8 protein-coding genes and 1 pseudogene are annotated in these 19,631 nt (G+C 56.3%); 2 read left to right on the top strand and 7 right to left on the bottom strand.

What is annotated here, in order from left to right:
* The first annotated feature begins 35 nt into the window (after positions 1-35).
* Together JFU47_RS24790 and JFU47_RS24785 are read left to right on the top strand one after the other, a co-directional pair.
* Entirely contained in the window at positions 36-770 is a 735-nt protein-coding gene (locus tag JFU47_RS24790) for a DUF899 domain-containing protein (protein WP_201186321.1), read from the top strand.
* Positions 771-1,130: 360 nt separating this feature from the next.
* Positions 1,131-1,403 (top strand): hypothetical protein, encoded by a 273-nt coding sequence (locus JFU47_RS24785; RefSeq protein WP_149630939.1) that lies wholly within the window; start codon positions 1,131-1,133, stop codon positions 1,401-1,403.
* Between the two features lie 140 nt (positions 1,404-1,543).
* Here JFU47_RS24785 and JFU47_RS24780 read toward each other — a convergent pair whose 3' ends face one another.
* The 7 genes and pseudogenes from JFU47_RS24780 to JFU47_RS24750 all read right to left on the bottom strand — a co-directional run.
* Complete coding sequence (locus JFU47_RS24780; RefSeq protein ID WP_149630938.1) at positions 1,544-1,873, bottom strand: hypothetical protein; 330 nt, start codon at positions 1,871-1,873, stop codon at positions 1,544-1,546.
* A gap of 259 nt (positions 1,874-2,132) precedes the next feature.
* The gene (locus JFU47_RS24775) at positions 2,133-2,552 is read right to left on the bottom strand and encodes a hypothetical protein (protein WP_149630937.1); all 420 of its coding nucleotides are present in this window, start codon (positions 2,550-2,552) and stop codon (positions 2,133-2,135) included.
* Between the two features lie 3 nt (positions 2,553-2,555).
* Positions 2,556-15,503 carry a hemagglutinin repeat-containing protein gene (locus JFU47_RS24770; RefSeq protein ID WP_201186319.1) on the bottom strand — a complete coding sequence of 4,316 codons (12,948 nt, stop codon included), beginning with the start codon at positions 15,501-15,503 and terminating at the stop codon, positions 2,556-2,558.
* Positions 15,504-15,528: 25 nt separating this feature from the next.
* The gene (locus tag JFU47_RS24765; protein WP_201186311.1) at positions 15,529-17,235 is read right to left on the bottom strand and encodes a ShlB/FhaC/HecB family hemolysin secretion/activation protein; all 1,707 of its coding nucleotides are present in this window, start codon (positions 17,233-17,235) and stop codon (positions 15,529-15,531) included.
* A gap of 385 nt (positions 17,236-17,620) precedes the next feature.
* A complete protein-coding gene (locus JFU47_RS24760; RefSeq protein ID WP_201186309.1) occupies positions 17,621-18,085 on the bottom strand; it encodes an SMI1/KNR4 family protein in 465 nt (154 codons plus the stop codon).
* A gap of 2 nt (positions 18,086-18,087) precedes the next feature.
* On the bottom strand, positions 18,088-18,375 hold the full coding sequence (locus tag JFU47_RS24755; protein ID WP_446739649.1) for an HNH/ENDO VII family nuclease: 288 nt from the start codon (positions 18,373-18,375) through the stop codon (positions 18,088-18,090).
* Positions 18,376-18,506: 131 nt separating this feature from the next.
* Positions 18,507-19,307 (bottom strand): annotated as a pseudogene (locus JFU47_RS24750) (filamentous hemagglutinin N-terminal domain-containing protein); the annotation flags it as partial.
* Between the last annotated feature and the right edge of the window lie 324 nt (positions 19,308-19,631).

Here is a 19,631-nt window from a genome sequence, read left to right as displayed (position 1 = left end):
AAGTCACCTCCCAGCACCCCGCAGGAGAATCCCAAATGAACGTACAGAATCACCCCGTCGTCTCCCGAGAAGAATGGCTCGCCGCCCGCAAGCAACACCTGGCCCACGAAAAAGCCTTCACCAAAGAGCGAGACAAACTCAGCGCCGAACGCCGCGCCCTGCCCTGGGTGAAAATCGACAAGGACTATCGCTTTCAGGGCCCGAACGGCGAACTGAAACTGGCTGACCTGTTCGGCGGCCGTAGCCAATTAGTCATCTACCACTTCATGTTTGGTAAAGGCTGGGACGAAGGCTGCTCTGGCTGCTCGTTCCTGTCCGATCACATTGACGGCGCCAACCAGCACTTGGCCCATCATGACGTCGCCGTGGTGGCGGTTTCCCACGCACCGTTCGCCGAATTCCAGGCCTTCAAACGGCGCATGGGCTGGAAATTCGATTGGGTGTCGTCAGAAGGCTGCGATTTCAATTACGACTTCGGCGTCTCGGCCCGAGCAGAAGACGTCATCGCCGGTAAAGCCACCTACAACTACGAAAAAACTGACGGTGCCGAAGAAGAACTTCCTGGCCTCAGCGTGTTTTATCGCAACGAGGCCGGTGAAATCTTCCACACCTATTCCACCTATGCCCGAGGCCTGGACATGTTGGTTGGGGCTTACAACTACTTGGACCTGACGCCCAAGGGGCGTAATGAAGAGGAAATCATGGAGTGGGTAAGGCTTCATGATCGGTATGACGACGAGGCGCCAGCCGGCTGCTGCCATGGGGGGTAGAGCATCTGCCGAACACCCTATCCCAAACACCGCAAATCAACTGTGGGAGCGAGCTTGCTCCGGGCGGCGATCCGACGATGACTGACAAACATTCAACACTGATATCGACTGATACACCGCTATCGTTGGATCGCCGCCCGGAACAAGCTCGCTCCCACAGATGTCGGCAGTACTTAGTCATCAGCAATTTGCCAAGCGACTGTCCGACCGCACCAGGACATTTTCCCCTACATCAAATTCAGAACTGGGGCTCTGTACCGCTGGGAGGCTGATCCTTATAGTCAAACCGTCGCCCAAAAGGCGACCGGGTTTGGCGACCTGATCATAGAGAGTCCTTTTTAATTACGAGAGACTCCACCTATGGATAGATACATGCCCCTCACCGGAATCGACCTGATCCCGGCATCACTGCTCATCGACACCCAAGCGCCGCTCGACGTCCTGCAAGCCATGGCGGATTACCGCATCCGCACTGTCACTCAGGCGCTGGAGAACATCGCCTTTCGTGCCGAGATTGGTTGCGACACGGTTGTGCTATCTGACTTTTCTAAACTGCTGGCCATACCATTGCGCGATGGCTGTGATTTGATGGATGTGATTAGCAGACGGTTGCGGGCGCAGGCTGCGGAGTGAATGAAAATGGGCGACCTGTGGGTCGTCCGTTTTTAATGCCTGCTCAATTTTTGGAATACACGAATCAAAGGACGAATAAAGGCTTTCTCCATACTCCATCCCAAACAAATATATCCGCCTCCTTTATGTCCCGGCCCAAGCTAATCATATTTAAATTCAACCGCCAACTTACTGACAGCAACATCCAATGCAATTACGCAGCCACTCCAGATCGGACACCCACCCGTCATTCCGTTCTGAATATAGATTTTTCGAAGTTTTACAAGACAATCAAATAATTCTGAATCCACTTGAGCGCTGACGGGGCTAAACCAGTCCTGTTTACCTTCCTCGTCCACATAATCAAATAGAAGCTGGCAATGATCGTTCTCTGGAGATAGCTCCGCCTCGACTATGACCTTCATAGCCGTCGCGGGGGATGTGTCCAGCAAAATCTGCCCGAGTTGCAGATAAATATCGTCTTCGCTCATTATTCATACCCCTCCGGGACCATTCTGGTGAGTGATCAACCATGTTTAAATCGAAGAGCCACTGCCCCTCAGGAAAATGTGATCTGTACTTGTTTATCTCAACCAAACCAAATAAATCTTCCCTTTTACATTGAGGGCACGCTCGTCACGGGAATGCGTTCCTGAGGCTGCGTTATATCGTAGCTATGCTGCTCACAGCGGCTACCAACAAACTGGAACTCCACCAAATTTCGTCCTTACACTGCTACAACTTAGAGCTCTACTCCTCTGGGCGAAAGTTAATATATAAAGTTTCAATCACCGCACCCTCTACTTCGTCAATATCAGGCACATAAAAACTCATACCTAATTTTTCAACATCGAAACCGTCGTCATCAATAGCTGGGTGTATTCCCTCTCGACGAAACAAGTCCAGCACCTTAGAAGATTCCTCTCCCACCAGCAAATGTCCTTTCCAGGTAAACTTGCTTCCCCGGAAAAACTCAACCCCTTTCACCACATCATTTACATCGTAGTAAACATGCAGATGATGAAGATTAAAAGCGTCGGTCGTGTTCAATGCTGCTGTCGTTTTTTTGAACTCTTTGAACCCGCCACCCAAAACTCTACGAGCCTGCGGCCTAGACAATGTTCCATTCAAGGGGCCGACCGCACCGGATTTAAAATACGTAAAATCCATTCCCTACCTCCTAAAGTCGCTTGGATTTAGCTTGGAGGCATAGTCCAACATTTGCTTGATGCCTTCGTCATATTTATGACCAAATTTACTTCTGATGTCATCCACGTCCATCTGAATAGCATCCATCAGCCTGCCTTCCTCAAGCAACTCCTTCTGTTTTGCCCTGTAGGCTTTGGCTTCTGCACTGCGACCGTAGCTTGCAGTCAACTCGTGATCTGCCGGATCCATCTTGACCGCCGGGCCGTTCCGACTACTGATCGGAGCGCCCTTATAGCAACCCTGTGCAGGACAGTGGTGAGAATCTAAACCGTCGTTTCGAGGTTTGGTCGTATCCCTGTGCGCGCCACCCAGGACGTCATTTGGATCCCTTTTCTCTGCAACCTGAATGATCCTACCGCCAGCCTTAATCCCCAGCGTCTTGAACTCACCCACCACAGCATCAATCAGAAATTCGACAGCAACAACGTACGGATCGCCTTTCAGAACGCTGTCGGCATTCGATTTAGCCTCGCTGTGTTCTTCCTCCATGTACTTCAGAGTACGGTCGGTCAGCGCGGCCGCCAGCTTGATTGCCGCTTCCTCTTTCTTCTGCTGGTATTGTTCCCCAATCGTCAGGTCGATCGCCGCATGGGCTGCCAAGCTGACCGCAAATTTCAATGGTCCCATGATCGCCTGAAGAGACAGCGAAATGGCCTGAATTTGTTCTACCGGGAGCTTGCCGGCAGTTTCCAAAGCCTTTATGAGCGGGTTGAGCATGGCCTCGCCTGCGTTGCGAGGGAGAGGATCAATTTCTGTCCATCCGAGCTGTACTACATCGCCCTTTTTCCAGTCAGACTGGGTGTTATCAGTGGTATTTTTGTTGTCGTTGAGGACATGCAGTTGTCCATCATAAGCCGCCGCTTGATTAGCAAAATCACCCAGTGCTTTCAGCACACTCTCATCCAGTGACTCAAGCGCTTTCGGATCGGCACCTGCGCGCACAAGATTCTTGGTGATTGCAAGGGCACGCTCGTCGCCAAACATGTCCCACACGTTTTTCGGCACATCGCTGTTATCCACGTGCTGCGCCTGGATTTCATTCCATTTGTCGTCAATGGCAGTTAAAAGCTTGGTGACCTGCTCCTTCTGGTTCTTGGGGAAATCAACGACGTTGTTCTTCCAGTCATTGACGGTCTTTACCGGATCCATGACCGCATCAATCGAAGAACTGCTGGCATACAGATCCGTACGATGCTCCTCATCCCGAGTCACTTCGTAAGCCTTGTTCACATCGCGATTGAGCCCGGCCGTTGAGTCCTGCCCAGTAGCCTTGTCATGGCGCACGACAATCTCGCCCGCCCCCACTGTGGCGTTCAGCGTCTGCTCACGATCCTTGGTGTAGTTGTAACCCTCCACCGCCCAACTGTTCTTATCCGGGGCTTCCATGCCTTTGTTAGGTTTGTCGGCTTGGGAGCCACCCTCCGCGCCGTAGCTACCGCTGACATTCAGGTAGTAACCGTGCTCGTTGTCCTTGCCGGTGATGTTGCGGAAACCCAGGGTATCGGTATCCAGCTTGAGATTGCCGTTGTCGGCGGTCAGCACTGCGCCATCCAGCTGCGTGTGACCTTCGGTGTGGATATCGACTTTGTTTTTACCGCTGATCACCGTCTGGTTTTCGACCCAGTTGGTCTGGCCAGTGGTTTTGCCATACCCGACCGAACCACTGACACCGTAAAACGAACCAGTGATGCTCAGGTCCAGTTCCTGCCCACGCACTTTTCCAGTATCCGGCACCGAGCTCACTGTGAGATTGCGACCCACATCACCAACGACTTCATCGCCACGCAATGTGGCGCCAGCGATATTGGTGTCACGTCCACTTTCAAAGTCCAGCTTGTTGCCTGCGTACAGGTAGGCTTCCTGCTGCTTCACACCTTCGCGGTTGAGATCGCCAATTCCGATATTGGCGGAGCCATAGATGCCAAACCCGTCTTTGCCTAGGATGATGCCGCCCTCTGCTCCCCAGCTGCGGCGGTCGTTTTCACTGCTGTAAGCATTTTGTGTGGACAACACGTTCAGGTCGTTGCCGGCCTTAAGTTTGATATCCCGTTCAGCAGTCGCCTGAGTGGCGATCAGCGTCAGATCGTTTTTCGCGTCCAGATTGATGCTGCCGCCGGCGTTGAGTTGCGTCGCCGTAGAGGTGCCTTGACTCGACTCGCCCTGGTTGCCGGCATTACTGATACCTACACCCAGTTTGAACCCGCCGCTGGTGCCCCCCTTGATACCGCCTTTGCTTTGGGTCTGATTGTCTTCGCTGCTTTCGGTGCCGTGTGCTACATCGAAGGTGATGTTACGGCCCGAGACATTGATATCGCGCCCGGCATCGAACTGACTGCCTTTCACGTCGACATCATTTTCAGCTTCAAGCGTGATGTCGCCACCGGCCGACAAACTGGATGGGCGATTGGTTATCGATGTCTGGGTGTGAGTCTGGCTGGTACTGGATGAGCCCAGATGACCATCGAACTTGGGCCCGCTGAAGAACTGATCAAGGGCATCTACCGACTTTAGAACGCTGGAACCCTTGCTGACCCCATCCTCACCTTTGCCAGTGCCTTTGAGGCTATCAACAGTGTTGCCGTAGTTGTAAGCGACGGTGGTGGTCGAGCCGGTACGTTTCACGCTGTCACGGGTGGTGACGATGCTGGCTTCTTCCGCCGCATCAATGTTGATGTTGTGACCGGCCTTGAGCTTGATGTTGTTTTCGGCTTGCAGGTCAGAACCCTGCTGATTGATATCCCGACCAGCATTGACGATGAGGTTAAACCCGGCATCGATGGAACTGCCGGCTGCGGTATAACCGCTGCTGTCGACCCCGTGCTTGATGGTTTCATTGCCGACAAACGTGGTGTACCCGTTGTTGTCGACGTTTTGCTTGAGGCCGGTGCTTTTATCGGTTTCCCAACTGTTGCTGCGCTGTTGATCGGTGGAGGCGACGACGTTAACATCACGCCCGGCATCCAGCTTCGCGTTGTTACCGGCGCTGATGCCGCTGCCGATGATATTGATGTCACGGGCCGCATTCAGAATCGCGTCATTTCCGGCGTTGACCTGGCTGCCAACACTGTTGGAACTGACGACCTCGCGCCCCTCTTTGTTTGACGAGTTGACCGTAATGTCACCCCCGAAACTTGGCGTGCCCACCGCCCAGCCAATAGCGTCCTTGAGTGTCAGACCCAGCTTTTTCTTGTACTCCTCGGCACGGCTGTAGGCCAGATCATCGGAGGACGACAGCGTGATGTCACCGGTTTTGTCCACCAGCCCGGCGTGCAGTTCGGCATCATTTTCGGCATTGACTTCACTGGCGTTCAACCGCACATCGCGCCCCGCTAGAATGACCGCATCGTGGCCTGCATCCAGTTCACTACCGATCTGGGTGACGGTGGTTTGCAGTTGACTATTGCCGTTGCTCGACATGCCGAACAGACCGGTTTTGGTTTTCTTGCTGTAGTCACCGGTTTCCTCGGTGGCTGAGAGCACGGCGACATCGTTGGTCGCACCGACCACCAGATCGTTACCGGCCTTCAACTGACTGCCGATGATGGTGACGTTACGTCCACCATCGAGGCTGACCGCGCCGTCCCCATCCTTGGAGGTGTTGACGGTCAGATCATTCCCCGCCTCTATCACCGAGGCGACGTTAGTGCTGTCGTAGCTCTCTTTCTGAGTGGTGCTACTGCGACCGAACGAGCCCGTTTTCTTCCTGTAGTAGTAGGAAGAACTTTCGTCCTTGGCTGAAGCGACGGTGATGTCCTGCACCGCGTCGAGGCTGATGTCTTCCTGAGCTTTGATCCGACTGGCGATGATGCCCAAATCGTTGCCGGCATTAAGGGCAATGTCTCGACCAGCGTTCAGCACGGAAGCCTGCTGAGTAGTGCTGTGGCTTTCCTGCGCGCGCTTTTTGCTGCGCGAGACGTAATCACTCTCGTTGGCTGCCGAGGTGATGACAATGTCATTGCCTGCATCGACCCCGATATCACGCTTGGCGTCCAGGCGACTTGCAACAATGGCGACGTCACGATCAGCGCTGATCGACAGATCCCGGCCAGACGTCACTTCAGCAGCATGCTGGGTAATGGTCTGGTTGAGGAAATGGCTGCCACGCGCATTAGTGCTGCGATCCTGGACTGAGGTGATGTTGACGTCGCGAGTCGCACTTAGATCGAGGTCACGCCCACTCTGCAACACACCACCAATGTTGTTGATGTCACGCCCCGCATCGATGCTCAGATCGTTGGCTGCCTCGATCCGTGCCGCGTTATCGAGATAATCGCGATGCTGCAGACTTCCACCCCGACGGACATCAACACCGGTCACGTCACGCTGGTTGATCACATCACCATTGGTTGCCGTCAGACTGACGTCGCGACCGGAAATGATCCCGCCCGATTTGTTGACGATGTTGTTGCCCGCCTTCAGCGTCAGGCGATCACCCGCCTCGATCAAACCGGTGTTGGTGAGGTCGTTGCCGGCCTCGGCCGAAAGGTTGTTGGTGGCTCGCAAGGTCCCGGCATTGTTCAAATCCTGGCCGGCAATCAGGGTGACGTCGCCACCCTGGATCAATGCGCCATTGGGTGCCAGACGGTTGTTCGCTTGGGCCAGGTAAAGCACCGGCACCAATACTTTTTCACCGTTCACCACATGCTCTTCGAGCCAGACGATGTCGTGGGTCAGCGCGGCAACTTGCTGTGCGGTGAGAGTTACGCCCATGGACAAGTTCAACTGGTCCTTGCTGGCGATGGCGTTGTTCATCAGGTACTTGAACATGGCTTCGTCAGAGGTCTGACCGTCGAGGAAACGCTGGCCGGTGCGTGCGACGATCGACTGCTGGACCAGGCGTTGCTCAAACAAACCATCGCCCAGGCGTTTGGCGCTGGTGTCCGGGTCGTAGCCGAGGTTGCTCAGCAGGTAATCCGAACTCATGAACTGCTTGAGGTTGGTGAGAACCGGGTTGGTTTCGATCAGGTATTTGTGCGGGTTGGAGCGCACGCTGGTGTCAGGCAGTCCCTGCACACGCGGCACGTCGAAGGAAATGTTCCCGCGATTGGGCAACAACATACCGACCGGACCGTCACCGGCGGCGGCATTGACGTTGATCAGAGCGGTCTTGTCGTTGAGGTTCACCGATGGGCGACTGGCCAGAGCCAGCTCGCGTTTTTTGACCGAGACCGGGTCGTTCTTGTCGAACTGGAACTCGGTGGCTTGCCTGACAGGCATGCCGTCCGAACGCTGCGTGGTACCGGCCGTAACGGAACCAATGGTCCAGCTCTGCCCGGGGACGATCGTTTGCTCGGTGCCGCCTTTACCGCTAAGGCGGAACAGACCGTTATCGCCGGTCGGCAGGGTGAAGCCAGGTAGTGTCAGCGGGTTGACTTGTTGTTGGGCCAGGTCCGGTGGCAACTGTGAGTTGATACTGATGACGGTTGGGGTAACTTGACCGGCGAGTTGCGTAGACCCCAGACGAGAGGCGCCGGCTCCCGCGGCTACACCGTCACGAACCACACTGTTGGTCAGGTTCTGAGTGGCGTTGATGTAAACCTTGCCACCGGCCTGAACAACAGCATTGGCAAAAGACGACGGACCGCTATAGGTAATGGTGTTTTCAGAAAAGACGGCGTTTTTGACAAAGTCAGGGGCTTCGCTCCTGACTCCATCACTGTAATGTGGACGTGTAAACTCGTAGCTCCCTTCATATTCCACCCATATTGACCCAAACCTAATGTAGCGAATCGCCTCACCACCACTGGAACGCCCCCCTATGCGCTCGAGAGACTCAACGCCTTCGCTGTTCCATACACGCAAGTTTGGACTGATCAAACGTCCATCCCTATACCCGGAGGGACCCGGATCATAAGACGGGTCATTGGCAGCGTTGTAATCCATGATCGCCCGCCACTGATGCAAGGAATCCTTCGCCCCACCAAGCGAGCGTCTTATGCTGTAATCGCCAACCGCCGCCCCCTGGTTAGTGAAGTTCTGCAGATTTAACGACAGGTCGTTTCCTGCACTGATAGTGGAGGCGTTATTCAGTAGCTCTCGACCGTTACCACTAAAGTTTCGACCTGCTGTCAAACTGGCAGATGCCGAGTCCTGAATGATCTGAGATTGGTAGTTTTCCACCCAAACCAGATATCCAGGGAAATGAGGTGCAAAGCCATCAAACGATGAACATGAGTAGCACTGCAGCCCAATTGCACCCGAAACCAGCCCGCCACCGGTTACCTGAAACACATCCTTGCGGTTCTCGATGTGATCGGCCGCCAAGGTCATATCGCCGACACTTTCGATGGTCCCCGAGATGTTATTGATCGATGAACTCCAGCCATTGCTGTCGTCCCGGGCGATGCTGATGTTGCCCAAGCCATAGATGTCCGCGTAGCGATTGGTGAGCGTCCCCACGCGCAGGGCCATGTCGCCACCACTGAAAATCAGCCCGTTCTGATTGAGCAATGAGTTACTGCTGATGCGCAACTTGCCGGCACCACCGAGGGTGCCGTTGTTGGTCAGCGAGGCGGCATTGACGGTCAGACTGTCAGCCGAAGTGATTCGACCAAAGTTGTTCAGACTGCCACGACTAGTAACCGTAGAAGCCGAAGCACCGGTGATACTGGCCACAGAAGTTAAGTCGATCTGAGAGGCTGTAAGCCCCAGATTCCCGACACTGCTGACCCGTCCGTTTCCGCCGTATGCTCCGCTCAAGTCGAGGCTGAAGGTGCCATTACTGGCCAGCAGGCCTTCGTTGGACCAATTGACCCCGCTGCCGATGAAACTGTCGGAGCCCAGCAACTGGCCGCCTGCGGTTTGTATCAAGTTATTGACGTTAACTCGCAACCGCCCCGCCTGAATCACACTGCTGTTAGTCCAGCTATCCGCGTTCAACGTCAGCCCGCCACGCGTCACCAGCGAACCGCCGGCACTCATGACGTTGGCTGTCGAAATGTCGAACTCACCCACGCCCACATGGGTCACGGTACCGCCCGCATTCAAGAAGCTCGGCGTCGCGAGAGTCAGGTCAGTGTTGGCGGTTTCCACCAGGCCATTACGGTTATCGAACAGGCTGCCGATCTGGAAGTTGGTTTTCCCGCTGATACCCAGCGCACGCAGTTTGCCCGTCTGGTTATCGAGGCTGGCGGCACGCACTGCGAGGGTGCCGGCGCTTTCAATCAGACCGCCGCGGTTGGAGAGATTGCTATCGAGAACGACGTCGATACCATCGCCGCTGATCTTGCCGGCGTTGTTGTTCAGCGCACCGCCAATAACCTTGACCTGGCCTTTGGCGTAAATCCCGCCGTTGCTGTTATCGATAACCGCGTTGCCAGCGTTAAGCAGAATGTTGCCGGTATTGGCGGCGATGCGTCCGCTGTCGCTGTAGATTCCGCCCAAGGCCTGGAGGTCGAGGCGATTGCCTTCGATCTTGCCGCCCTGGCCGTTGCGCAATACACCCGTCAGGCGGGTCTGCAGTAAACCTTTGAGGCTCGACAGCACCCCGGCGCGGCTGTCGAGGCTGTCGGCGGTGATGTTCAGCTCACCGTTCTGGGCGATGACCTTGCCGCCCTGGTTGTCGATGGCGCCGCCCTTCACGTCCAGGATCAATGCACCCTGGCTTTGCAGCGCGCCGCCGGCATTGTTGAGGGAAGCGGCTTTGACATTGAGGCCTGCATCGCGACTGGAGATCAGGCCGCCGGCGTCGTTACGAACACTGCCGGTGGCGGTGAGGTCGAGCTGCCCATTGGCAGCCACGGTGCCCTCCTGGCTGTTATTCAGGCTTCCAGTCAACAGGCTCAACAAACCTTGACTGAGCAGCTGGCCGCCCTGGTTATCGATGCTGCTGGAACGCTTGACCACTAGCGGTCCCGTACTACCCAGTGCGCCTTTGATGTTGGTCAGCGTACCGAGCAGATCGAGGGTGATGCTGTCTTCGCCGACCAGGCTGCCGTTGCTGTTATCCAGGCTCGTACCAGTGAAGGTCAGCGCTTTGTTCGCGGTGACGTTCCCCGACGCGTTGTTCAAGGAGGTCGCGCTGATATCGAGTGTGCCGCTGCTTTCGATCAAGCCACCCGATGCGTTGTTGATTGCACCTTGAGTCATTGTCAGCGTCTGCTTGCCGCCACTGGTGACGATGCCGTTGCTGTTGTCGAGACTGGCGGCAGTGATGGACACGTCGCCTAAGCCCGCCAGGCCACCCTTGGCGTTGTTGATCAGCGCACCGCTGAGGTCGATGTTCAGATTACCGAGCAAGCTGGAGAGCGTGCCTTCCTGGCTGTTGTCGAGGCTACCGCCGGCAACGGCGAGTTTGTTCCAGCCGGAAACCAGGCCGCCCTGGTTATTCAGGCGGGTGGCGTTGAGGGTCAATTGATCATTGCTGATCAGGTTGCCGCCACGGTTATCCAACGTGTTGCCGGTCAGGCTGAAGCTGTGGACGCTGGAGATTTCGCCTTTCTGATTATTCAGGTCACGCAGGTGCGCAATGCTCAACACGCCCTTGGTGTTGATCAGGCCGTTCTGGTTATTCAGGTCGGCAGGTGTTGCACCCAGATCGATGCTCAGGCCAGTGCTGCCCAGCAACGTACCGCCCTGATTATCCAGACCGTTGCTGTTGAGGGTGAGTTGTCCGGCCGCTTTGATCAGGCCTTTGTTCTGGTTGGTCAGTAGACCGTCGACGGTCACTTGCAGATCGCTATCGCTGAGCAGAGTGCCGGCGCTGTTATCCAGACTGGCGGCGCGGACTTGCAATGCTGCGGCGGCAATTTTGCCTTTGACCGAGGTCAACGCCTGCTCAATACGCAGCGTGAGTTTTTGGTTGCTGAGCACCTGGCCATCGCTGTTATCCAGCTGTTTGGCGACCAGTTCGAAGGCCTCTTCGCTAGAGATTTCACCATTGCGGTTGTCCACACCGGCGAGGTTTTTCAGCAGCAGTTGACCGGGTGCGCTAATGAAGCCGTCCTGGTTGTTCAAAGCCCCGCCGCTCAGGTCAAGGCTCAAGGCGCCCTTGCTGAAGAGCTTGCCGTCTTGCTGATCCAGGCCTGTAACGTTGGCAACCAGCGAGGTGGCCGCGCCAATGCTGCCGTCGGTGTTGGTGACCTGGCCGGCACTGAGCTCCAGGCGGTCGCCCGCGTAAATACTGGCCTGGCTGTTATTGAGCGCGCCGGTGGTGATGCTCATTCCACCTTTGCTGCTGATCGCACCTTTTTGCTGGTTATCCAGGCGGGTGCTAGTGAGGGTCAGTTTACTGTCGGTCAACAGTTTGCCGCCCTGGTTGCTGACCGCGCCTTTGCTATCGATTGTGAGCGCCTTGGCGCTGGAAATCGTGCCGCCGTTGTTGCTCAGGCTCTGGGCATTGATCGCCAATTTACCCTCGCTGACGAGGCTGCCCTGATTGTTGTCCAGATCCGAAGTGAGGTTCACCGTGAGGTTGTTCAGCGTGGTCAGCCGACCGCTGTTTTCCAGGGTTTTCCCGGTCAGCGTCAGCCCCGCATCACCGGACAGCAGCCCTTTGTTGCGGTTGATGACCTTGTCTACGGTCAGTGCAAGGTTGCCACTGGCCAGGATGTAACCGGCGTCGCTGTTGTCGAGTTGTTGGCCGATCAGTGTCACATCAGCCTTGCTCGATAGTTCGCCGTTACGGTTATCGATGTCATCGACGGTCAGGCTCAGCGCTTTTGTGGCCCCTACCAAACCCTCCTGGCGGTTATCGAGGCTGGCGGCTGTTACGGTCAGCCCGTCATCGGCAATGACCACACCGGCCTGGTTATCGAAAGCGTTGGTAACCGTCAGATCCACTTCGCCGCGGCCACGGATTTCACCACTGGTGTTGTTCAGGCTGGCACTGCGACTGTCGAGGCCGGCGGAGGCGATCAGCCCTTTGACGTTGCTCAGTGCACGGTCGATAACGAGGGTGAGTTTCTCGTTGCTCAGCAGCTTGCCGCCATCGTTGTTCAGGCTTTGCGCAGTGAGGCTGTAGGCCTTGGCACCGGAGATTTCACCGCCGCTGTTGTTCACCTCCTTGAGGTTTTTCAACAGCAACAGACCCGGCGTATGGAGGTTGCCACGCTGGTTGTTCAGCAGGCCGTTGTTCAGGTCGAGGGTCAGGTCGCTGTTGCTGAACAGCTCGCCACCGTCTTGATCCAGGCTCGTGACCGAGACGTTCAATTGCTGCTGACTGCCAATTTGCCCGGCCGAGTTATCCAGGTGTTTGGCGGTCAGGTCGAGAGTGCCGTCAGTCGCCAGACTGCCGCCCTTGCTGTTGTTGAATTCACCTGTAGTGACGGTCGATGCTGCCTTGGCGCTGATGATGCCTTTGTCGCTGTTATCGAGACTGGCGCTGGCCAGCGTCAAACCTTTTTGCGAAGCGATCAAACCGCCCTGGTTTTGCAGGGCTGCCGCTACGTTGAGCGTCATGGCTTCGAGGCTCGAGAGTTTGCCCAGTCCGTTGTCCAGACTGCCGCCGTTGAGCACCAGTATGCCTTCGCTGCTGATCAACCCTTGCTGGTTGTTCTTGATGTCGTCGAAGGTCAAGGCGAGGTTGTTCTGGCTGACGATCTTGCCGCCCGAGTTGTCGAGCCCGAGGCCGTTGAGCGTGCTCGCACTTTTGCTGAAAATCAGCCCTGCAGACTGGTTGATGATCTGATCGACCTTCAGTGCCAGCGTCGTGTCAGAGAGCACTTTGCCGTTGTCGCTGTTGTTCAGGCTCGCACCGTTGATGTGCAGGTCGGTCTGGCTGGACAGTGAACCGCCACGGTTGTCGATCTGACCGACGTTAACCGTCAGCGATTTGAGCGACGCGACCAGGCCGTCATTACGGTTGTCCAGCGTCTTGCCGGTCAACTTCAGATTGCCCTCGGCAACCAGTTCGCCAGCCTGCTGGCTCAAGGTATCGATATTGGCTTCGATATCACCCTTGCCGGAAATTCGGCCGCCATTGTTGGCGACTTCTTTGGCCTTGAGGGTCAGCGGACCGGTGGCGGTCAGCAGGCCACCGTTGCGATTGTCCAGTTTGTTGCCGTCAAAGGTCAGTGCAGCTTTGCTTTCGAGCCGGCCTTTGTCACGGTTGTCCAAGTCAGTGATCAGCAGCTTCACCGCCTGATCGGCACGAATCACGCCGTTGCGGTTGTCGGTGTTATTACTGCTGACGTTTAGGGTGTTTAGACCGGAAATCTTCCCTTCACGGTTGTCCAGGTGCGTGGCTTGCACATCCATCGCGCCGTTGGCCTGGATCAGCCCTTTGCTCTGGTTGTTCAGGAGACCGCTGACTCGGGTGGTCAGTTGGCCTTCGCTGCTCAGCTTTCCTTGTTGGCTGTTGTCGAGGTTTTGTGCGCGGACTGTCAGAGCTTGTTTCGCCCCCAGGGTGCCGCTGACGTTGTTAATTCCACCACTGGCGGTGATGTCCAGCAGGCGACCGGCTGTCACAAGGCCGGCGACGTTATCCAGTGAGGTTACGTTCAGGACAACATCAGCCAGGCTGCTCAGCTCGCCGCTGCTGTTGCTCAATCGGCCGACATTACCAGTGAAATTGCCGGTGCTGTTGATCACGCCTTTCGAGTTCAGCACCTGATTGGCATTGAGGTTCAACGTGCTGTTGCTCAGTACTCGCCCGTTGTTTTGATTGTCCAGGGTTGCGGCGGTGATGTGGGTGCTTTGCCCGCTCAGCGTGCCGCCCTCGTTGCTCAAGGTCTGAGCAGTGTTGATGGTGAGAGTGCGGCTGGCGACCAGGCTTTTGCCGGTGTTGTCGAGATTCTGCGCGCTGAGGCTCACATCGCCGTTGGCGTTGCGGCTGCCGTCGGCGTTGACCCCGGCCTCGATGACGCCACTGTTGGTCAACTGACCACCGGCGCTCAGCACGATGCTGTCGCGGGCGGCGAGGGTTTGCTGGTTGCTCAGGTTGCCTTGGGTTTGTACGTTTAGCGCCGTGCCCGCATAGACCGGACCGCGCGCATCGAGACTGGCGGCTTTGACATTGACCGCGCCGTTAGTCGCCGAGGTGTCGACCAGGCTCAAGTGGCCGTTGGCATCGAGCTGAATATCGCCACCGCTGGCGATCAGTTTGCCGTCGAGTTTCACCCCGACACCCGACTCAGTACCGACCAGTTTGATCGCCCCGGCGTACATGCCGCCCAAGGCTGAGGAGTCGATAGCCAATTGCGGTTTGGCACTGCCGTCATCGGCGCGCGCGGTAGCTTTTAGGCTCTGCGCATTGACGTCGTTGCGACCGGCCACAATCGTCAGGTTCTTCGCCTGAATCTCGGCATTGATCTTCGCGCTGCGGGTGATGATTTCGAAGCTGTCAACGTTGTTGGCGTTCAGCCCGGCACCATCGACGGAAACGCTGCCCTGATCCACCTGAAAGCGATCCAATCGACCGTTGTCCAGCACCGGCTTGCCGGTGGTCAACGTCACACGCGGCGTATTGATAAACCCGCAACCGTTGCAACTGATGCCGTAAGGGTTGGCGACGATCACGCGGGCCGACTGCCCCGCCACTTCGGTGTAACCGCGCAACTGGCTGGGGCTGCCGCCGATGACTTCGTTGAGGATGGTTTGCGCCGCGATCCGGTTGGTCAGGTTGGGGTTGCCGACGATGATGCCGCCTAGTTGTGTCGCACCGGTCTGCGCGGCGACGTTGTTGAGGATCACACCCTGGCTGCCGACGTTGTAATCGTGGAACTGGTTATGCGACAACCCGGTGCCATTCGGCGTGGCGATATTGACGATCGGCACCCCGTTGCCCGCCTGACCGAGACTGGTGCCCGGCGTGGCTACCACAATCCCGTCAGCCTGGGCCCACATTGGCTGCCAGAACATGACGTTGGCCAACAGGAACGCCAACCCGCGTTTGGGCATGCCCCAGAAGTGTTCGCAGGTTTTCAGGTCCGCAGAAGGCTGGCGCGCGAGGAAGGCGTGATGGCGAACGTCCATGATTTGTATCTCGCTAGAGCAGAATTTAGAGGAAGAAATCCACGCGGAAATAGATCGGCGCTTCGCGCTCGCTCAATGCGTCAGGACGTTCCAGGGAATGAGCGAAGGTCACGCTGGCGGCCAGGTGCTGACCGCGTGCAAACAGCTCCACCGAGTTGCTGGACATGCGCCCGTGCTGATCGTCGTTGTAGCGATCGCCGCGAATCACGCCCTGGTCGTAGCCGAGGCTGGTGCCGTATTCGGCGAACGCCGGGCGCAGCCATTCCAAGGTTACCGGACGGCTCCAGCGCAGGTCGTTGCGCCAGTAGCCGCCGCTGTCGCCGGACAAGGATTGATCCTTGTAACCGCGGATCGACGATTGCCCGCCGAGGCTGGTGCGCTGCGGGCTGAACAGCACGTCTTCGCTGCGCTGGCCGGTCATCAGGCTGCTGAAACTGAAGGACTCGCCCCACACCTTGAACGGTTGCAGGTAGCTCGCGGTGGCGGTGTATTTGCGATAGCGCGCATCCGGTTCGCCGGGGCCCGGGTGACCGTTGCCCTGCGCATCGAACGCGCCGATGCCTTGCTGCATGCCTAGATCAATGTTGACGAACGCGCTGCCGACTCGCCGACCGTGGTTGATGCCGAACTGCGCTTCGCTGATGCGGTTGCTGCTCAGCTTGAGTTTGCTGTCTTCGATGAAGTTATTGGTGCGCAGGTACGAGAGACCGGTGCTGAGGGAGGTCTTGCTCACGGCATCGCGATGGATCACCCGCTCGGCGCGCAGTTGATGGTTTTGACTGTCGCCGGTCTGCTTGAAATTGAAACCGTTGGCCTGCGCTTGCGAGCGGTACTCGCTCTGGCTGTAGGTGTAACTGAAGTTCCACCAGCCCCACGGCAGGTTGTAATAGAGCATCGCGTTGTTGGAGGTGTGCTGGTGATCGGTCATCGCATCGTGACCACCGCGCAGCATCAACTGATCCGCCAAACCCAGCGGGCTGTCCCAATCAAATGTCGTGCCCCACTGCTGCTCGCCGGTGCTGCGCTGGCCGTCGTTGCTGCGGGACAACCCGGCGCGCCAGGGCTTTTGCGGGGTGTTCTTGACCAGCACTTCACTGCCGCCGACGTTCTTGCCCGGCGCCAACTCCATCTGCGCCTGATTCGATGGCAAACGGTTGAGCTGATCGACCAGTTGTTCGATTTCCCGCAGGTTGACCAACTCGCCAGTCTTGCCGGGAAAAGCCATGCCCAACTCGCGCTCCGACAGCTTGCTGCCCTCCGCGCCTTTCAAGCCTTCGAGCTTGCCTTCGACCACCAGCACCTTTAGATGCCCGCCCGACAAATCCTGCTGCGGCAAGTAGGCACGACTGGTGACCAGGCCTTTTTCGATGTAGTGGTCGGTGATGACTTTCAGCAGTTCGTTGAGCTGGGTTACGCCCAGGCACTGGCCGATGTAAGGCTTGAGCAGGCGATTTTTCTCGCTCTCGGAGAGACTGTCGGCGCCTTTGAGCTCGATGTCCTTGATGGGGAAGCAACGCGCGTCGGCCGGGGCCGCCGGTTGCGTGGGTTTGGCTTCCTTGCCGGGTAATTCCTTGAGCTCTTCAAGACGCCGACGCTGCTCTTCGAGCAAGCGATCCTGACGTTCGCGGATGAGGTCGGTTTCACCGGGGGTGGGGGCGGCGTGAGCAAGATTCAGCGGAGAAAGGCACAGCAAAGCCAGGCACAACCTCGCCACGAGGGCGGGTGGGTACATGTTCGATCCCTCGAAATGGAGACTGATAGCATAATAGTGGCGCGATATTAGAGGGCCACTATTCTGGCGTCAATAAATGATTGGATCCATAAAGCTCAATCGACGAGCGAAAACACCTAAACCGGACGGTTCCGGCGCAGCAGCGGGAAATGTCTTGAAGTGATGTCGAAAGCGTCAGGAAGAGGTAGGACGTTTCCGGGCACCGTCCTACGGGGCTGATCACGAGCAAAAAAAATGGGACACCCATTAGCCTTGACTTGAGACCGGCTAATGGGTGTCCCTTTTTACCTGTTCAGAAACAATAACAAACTCGTCCCCTGTTACGCCAATCAGCGAGACAGGGATAAAAAATCACCGGAGTGAGGCCGGTGCTGACTGAAAACAACTATGATAAATGAGCAACAATCCGCTTATATAAAAACTCATAAAAATCTGAAGAATAATGAATACTTTCTCCAGATGGAATCCGAAGACTCACTGGGCACTCTCCATCTTTAAATTTCGAATAATCAAAGAAAAAAACCTCCCCAACATCGGTTTCACTCACGACGAGTTTTTTGTCGTCTATCAGATTATTCCTCATTCCCACTATATGCTGATAAACAACATCCCCACCATTAACACTTTCAAATTCCAAACCATAGATATTATAAATTTCTTCAGAACCAACTTCTCCACCCGCATAAGTCCTTAAGAACCACTTATACGACTCAGGCAGAGCAAACCCTAGTCTCTCCTCCGCTTTCTTTACCCAATCATCACCCACCCGATCCGCCTCACTGCCAAAGCACGCGACATCAGGATGTAACGATATCAGCTCTTCAACTTGTTGCGCCGTAACCTTGCTCATACTCAATTCCTCAGACCCACTGCCCGTTGCTGCCAGTATAGAACCTTCCACTTATCAAATGCACCCCGATCAATACCTGAGGGAATGGTATTTGGGTTGATATGAATAGTTGCGCTATTGGTTTGATGAAAGCTCTGTGTCATTTCAGCAATAGGTCCTGCCTGAGTTTGGGTCATATGATGCAGATTCACTGACTTTCCATCTGTACCGATGGGCGCTCGACCAGAAGCCATGCGTTCTAAATTAGTACCTGTTACTACCTTTCCAGCTTCACGCCAGCTTGTTGGCAAATTCGGATCAAACAAATCATTGCGTTGATAAACCTTGTTCCCACTAAATTGAATAGGATCTTTTGACCAGAAATTACGCTGCTGGCCAAAAATAGACCCCTCACTGGAGGCCTCCGGCGTGCCCGAAGCAACAGTTTTAAAGAGTCGATGGCCAATTGCGGTTTGGCGCTGCCGTCATCGGTACGGGCGGTGGCGTCGAGGCTGTCGGCGTTGACGTCGTTACGACCAGCGACAATCGTCAGGTTCTTCGCCTGAATCTCGGCATTGATCTTCGCGCTGCGGGTGATGATTTCGAAGCTGTCGACGTTGTTGGCATTCAACCCGGTGCCGTCGATGGAGACGCTGCCCTGATCCACCTGAAAGCGGTCCAGTCGACCGTTGTCCAGCACCGGCTTGCCGGTGGTCAACGTCACACGCGGCGTATTGATAAACCCGCAACCGTTGCAACTGATGCCGTAAGGGTTGGCGACGATCACGCGGGCTGACTGCCCCGCCACTTCGGTGTAACCGCGCAACTGGCTCGGGCTGCCGCCGATCACTTCGTTGAGGATGGTTTGCGCCGCGATCCGGTTGGTCAGGTTGGGGTTGCCGACGATGATGCCGCCCAGTTGCGTCGCACCGGTCTGCGCGGCGACGTTGTTGAGGATCACGCCCTGGGTGCCGACGTTGTAATCGTGGAACTGGTTATGCGACAGCCCGCTGCCATTCGGCGTGGCGATATTGACGATCGGCACCCCGTTGCCTGCCTGGCCGAGACTGGTGCCCGGCGTGGCCACCACAATCCCGTCGGCCTGCGCCCACATCGGCTGCCAGAACATGACGTTGGCCAACAGGAACGCCAACCCGCGTTTGGGCATGCCCCAGAAGTGCTCACGGTTTTTGACCGCAGCAGAAGGCTGGTCAGCGAGGAAGGCGTAGTGGCGAACGTCCATGTCAAAAGGTCTCGTTTCGATCGGCAAGAATGGAATGAGCAATTCACAGACACAGCCTTCCCGACACGGCAAACGCTGGGGGCATTTGCAGAGCGAATACGTCATAAGGGGATAAATACGCGCTTGGGTCAGAAGGTCCAAAGCGTGGCGTAAACGACCATTGCATCCAGCGTGCGAATGGTCTGTTCGGTCCCTCGAAACGGCGAAGTGATATCAATGTGATGGCACAATGTTAAGTTGCCATCATTCTGGCGTCAATAAGCCGTTCAGAGTGTTTTTGGCGGACGCTCTAGTGCAGGTGTTTGGCTGCATTGCCTGAACTTT

Source organism: Pseudomonas sp. TH39(2020) (assembly GCF_016650715.1).
GTDB classification, from domain to species: domain Bacteria; phylum Pseudomonadota; class Gammaproteobacteria; order Pseudomonadales; family Pseudomonadaceae; genus Aquipseudomonas; species Aquipseudomonas mandelii_C.
The sequence above is the reverse complement of the archived record's forward strand: the minus strand, read 5'-3'. Positions and strand labels throughout refer to the sequence as shown.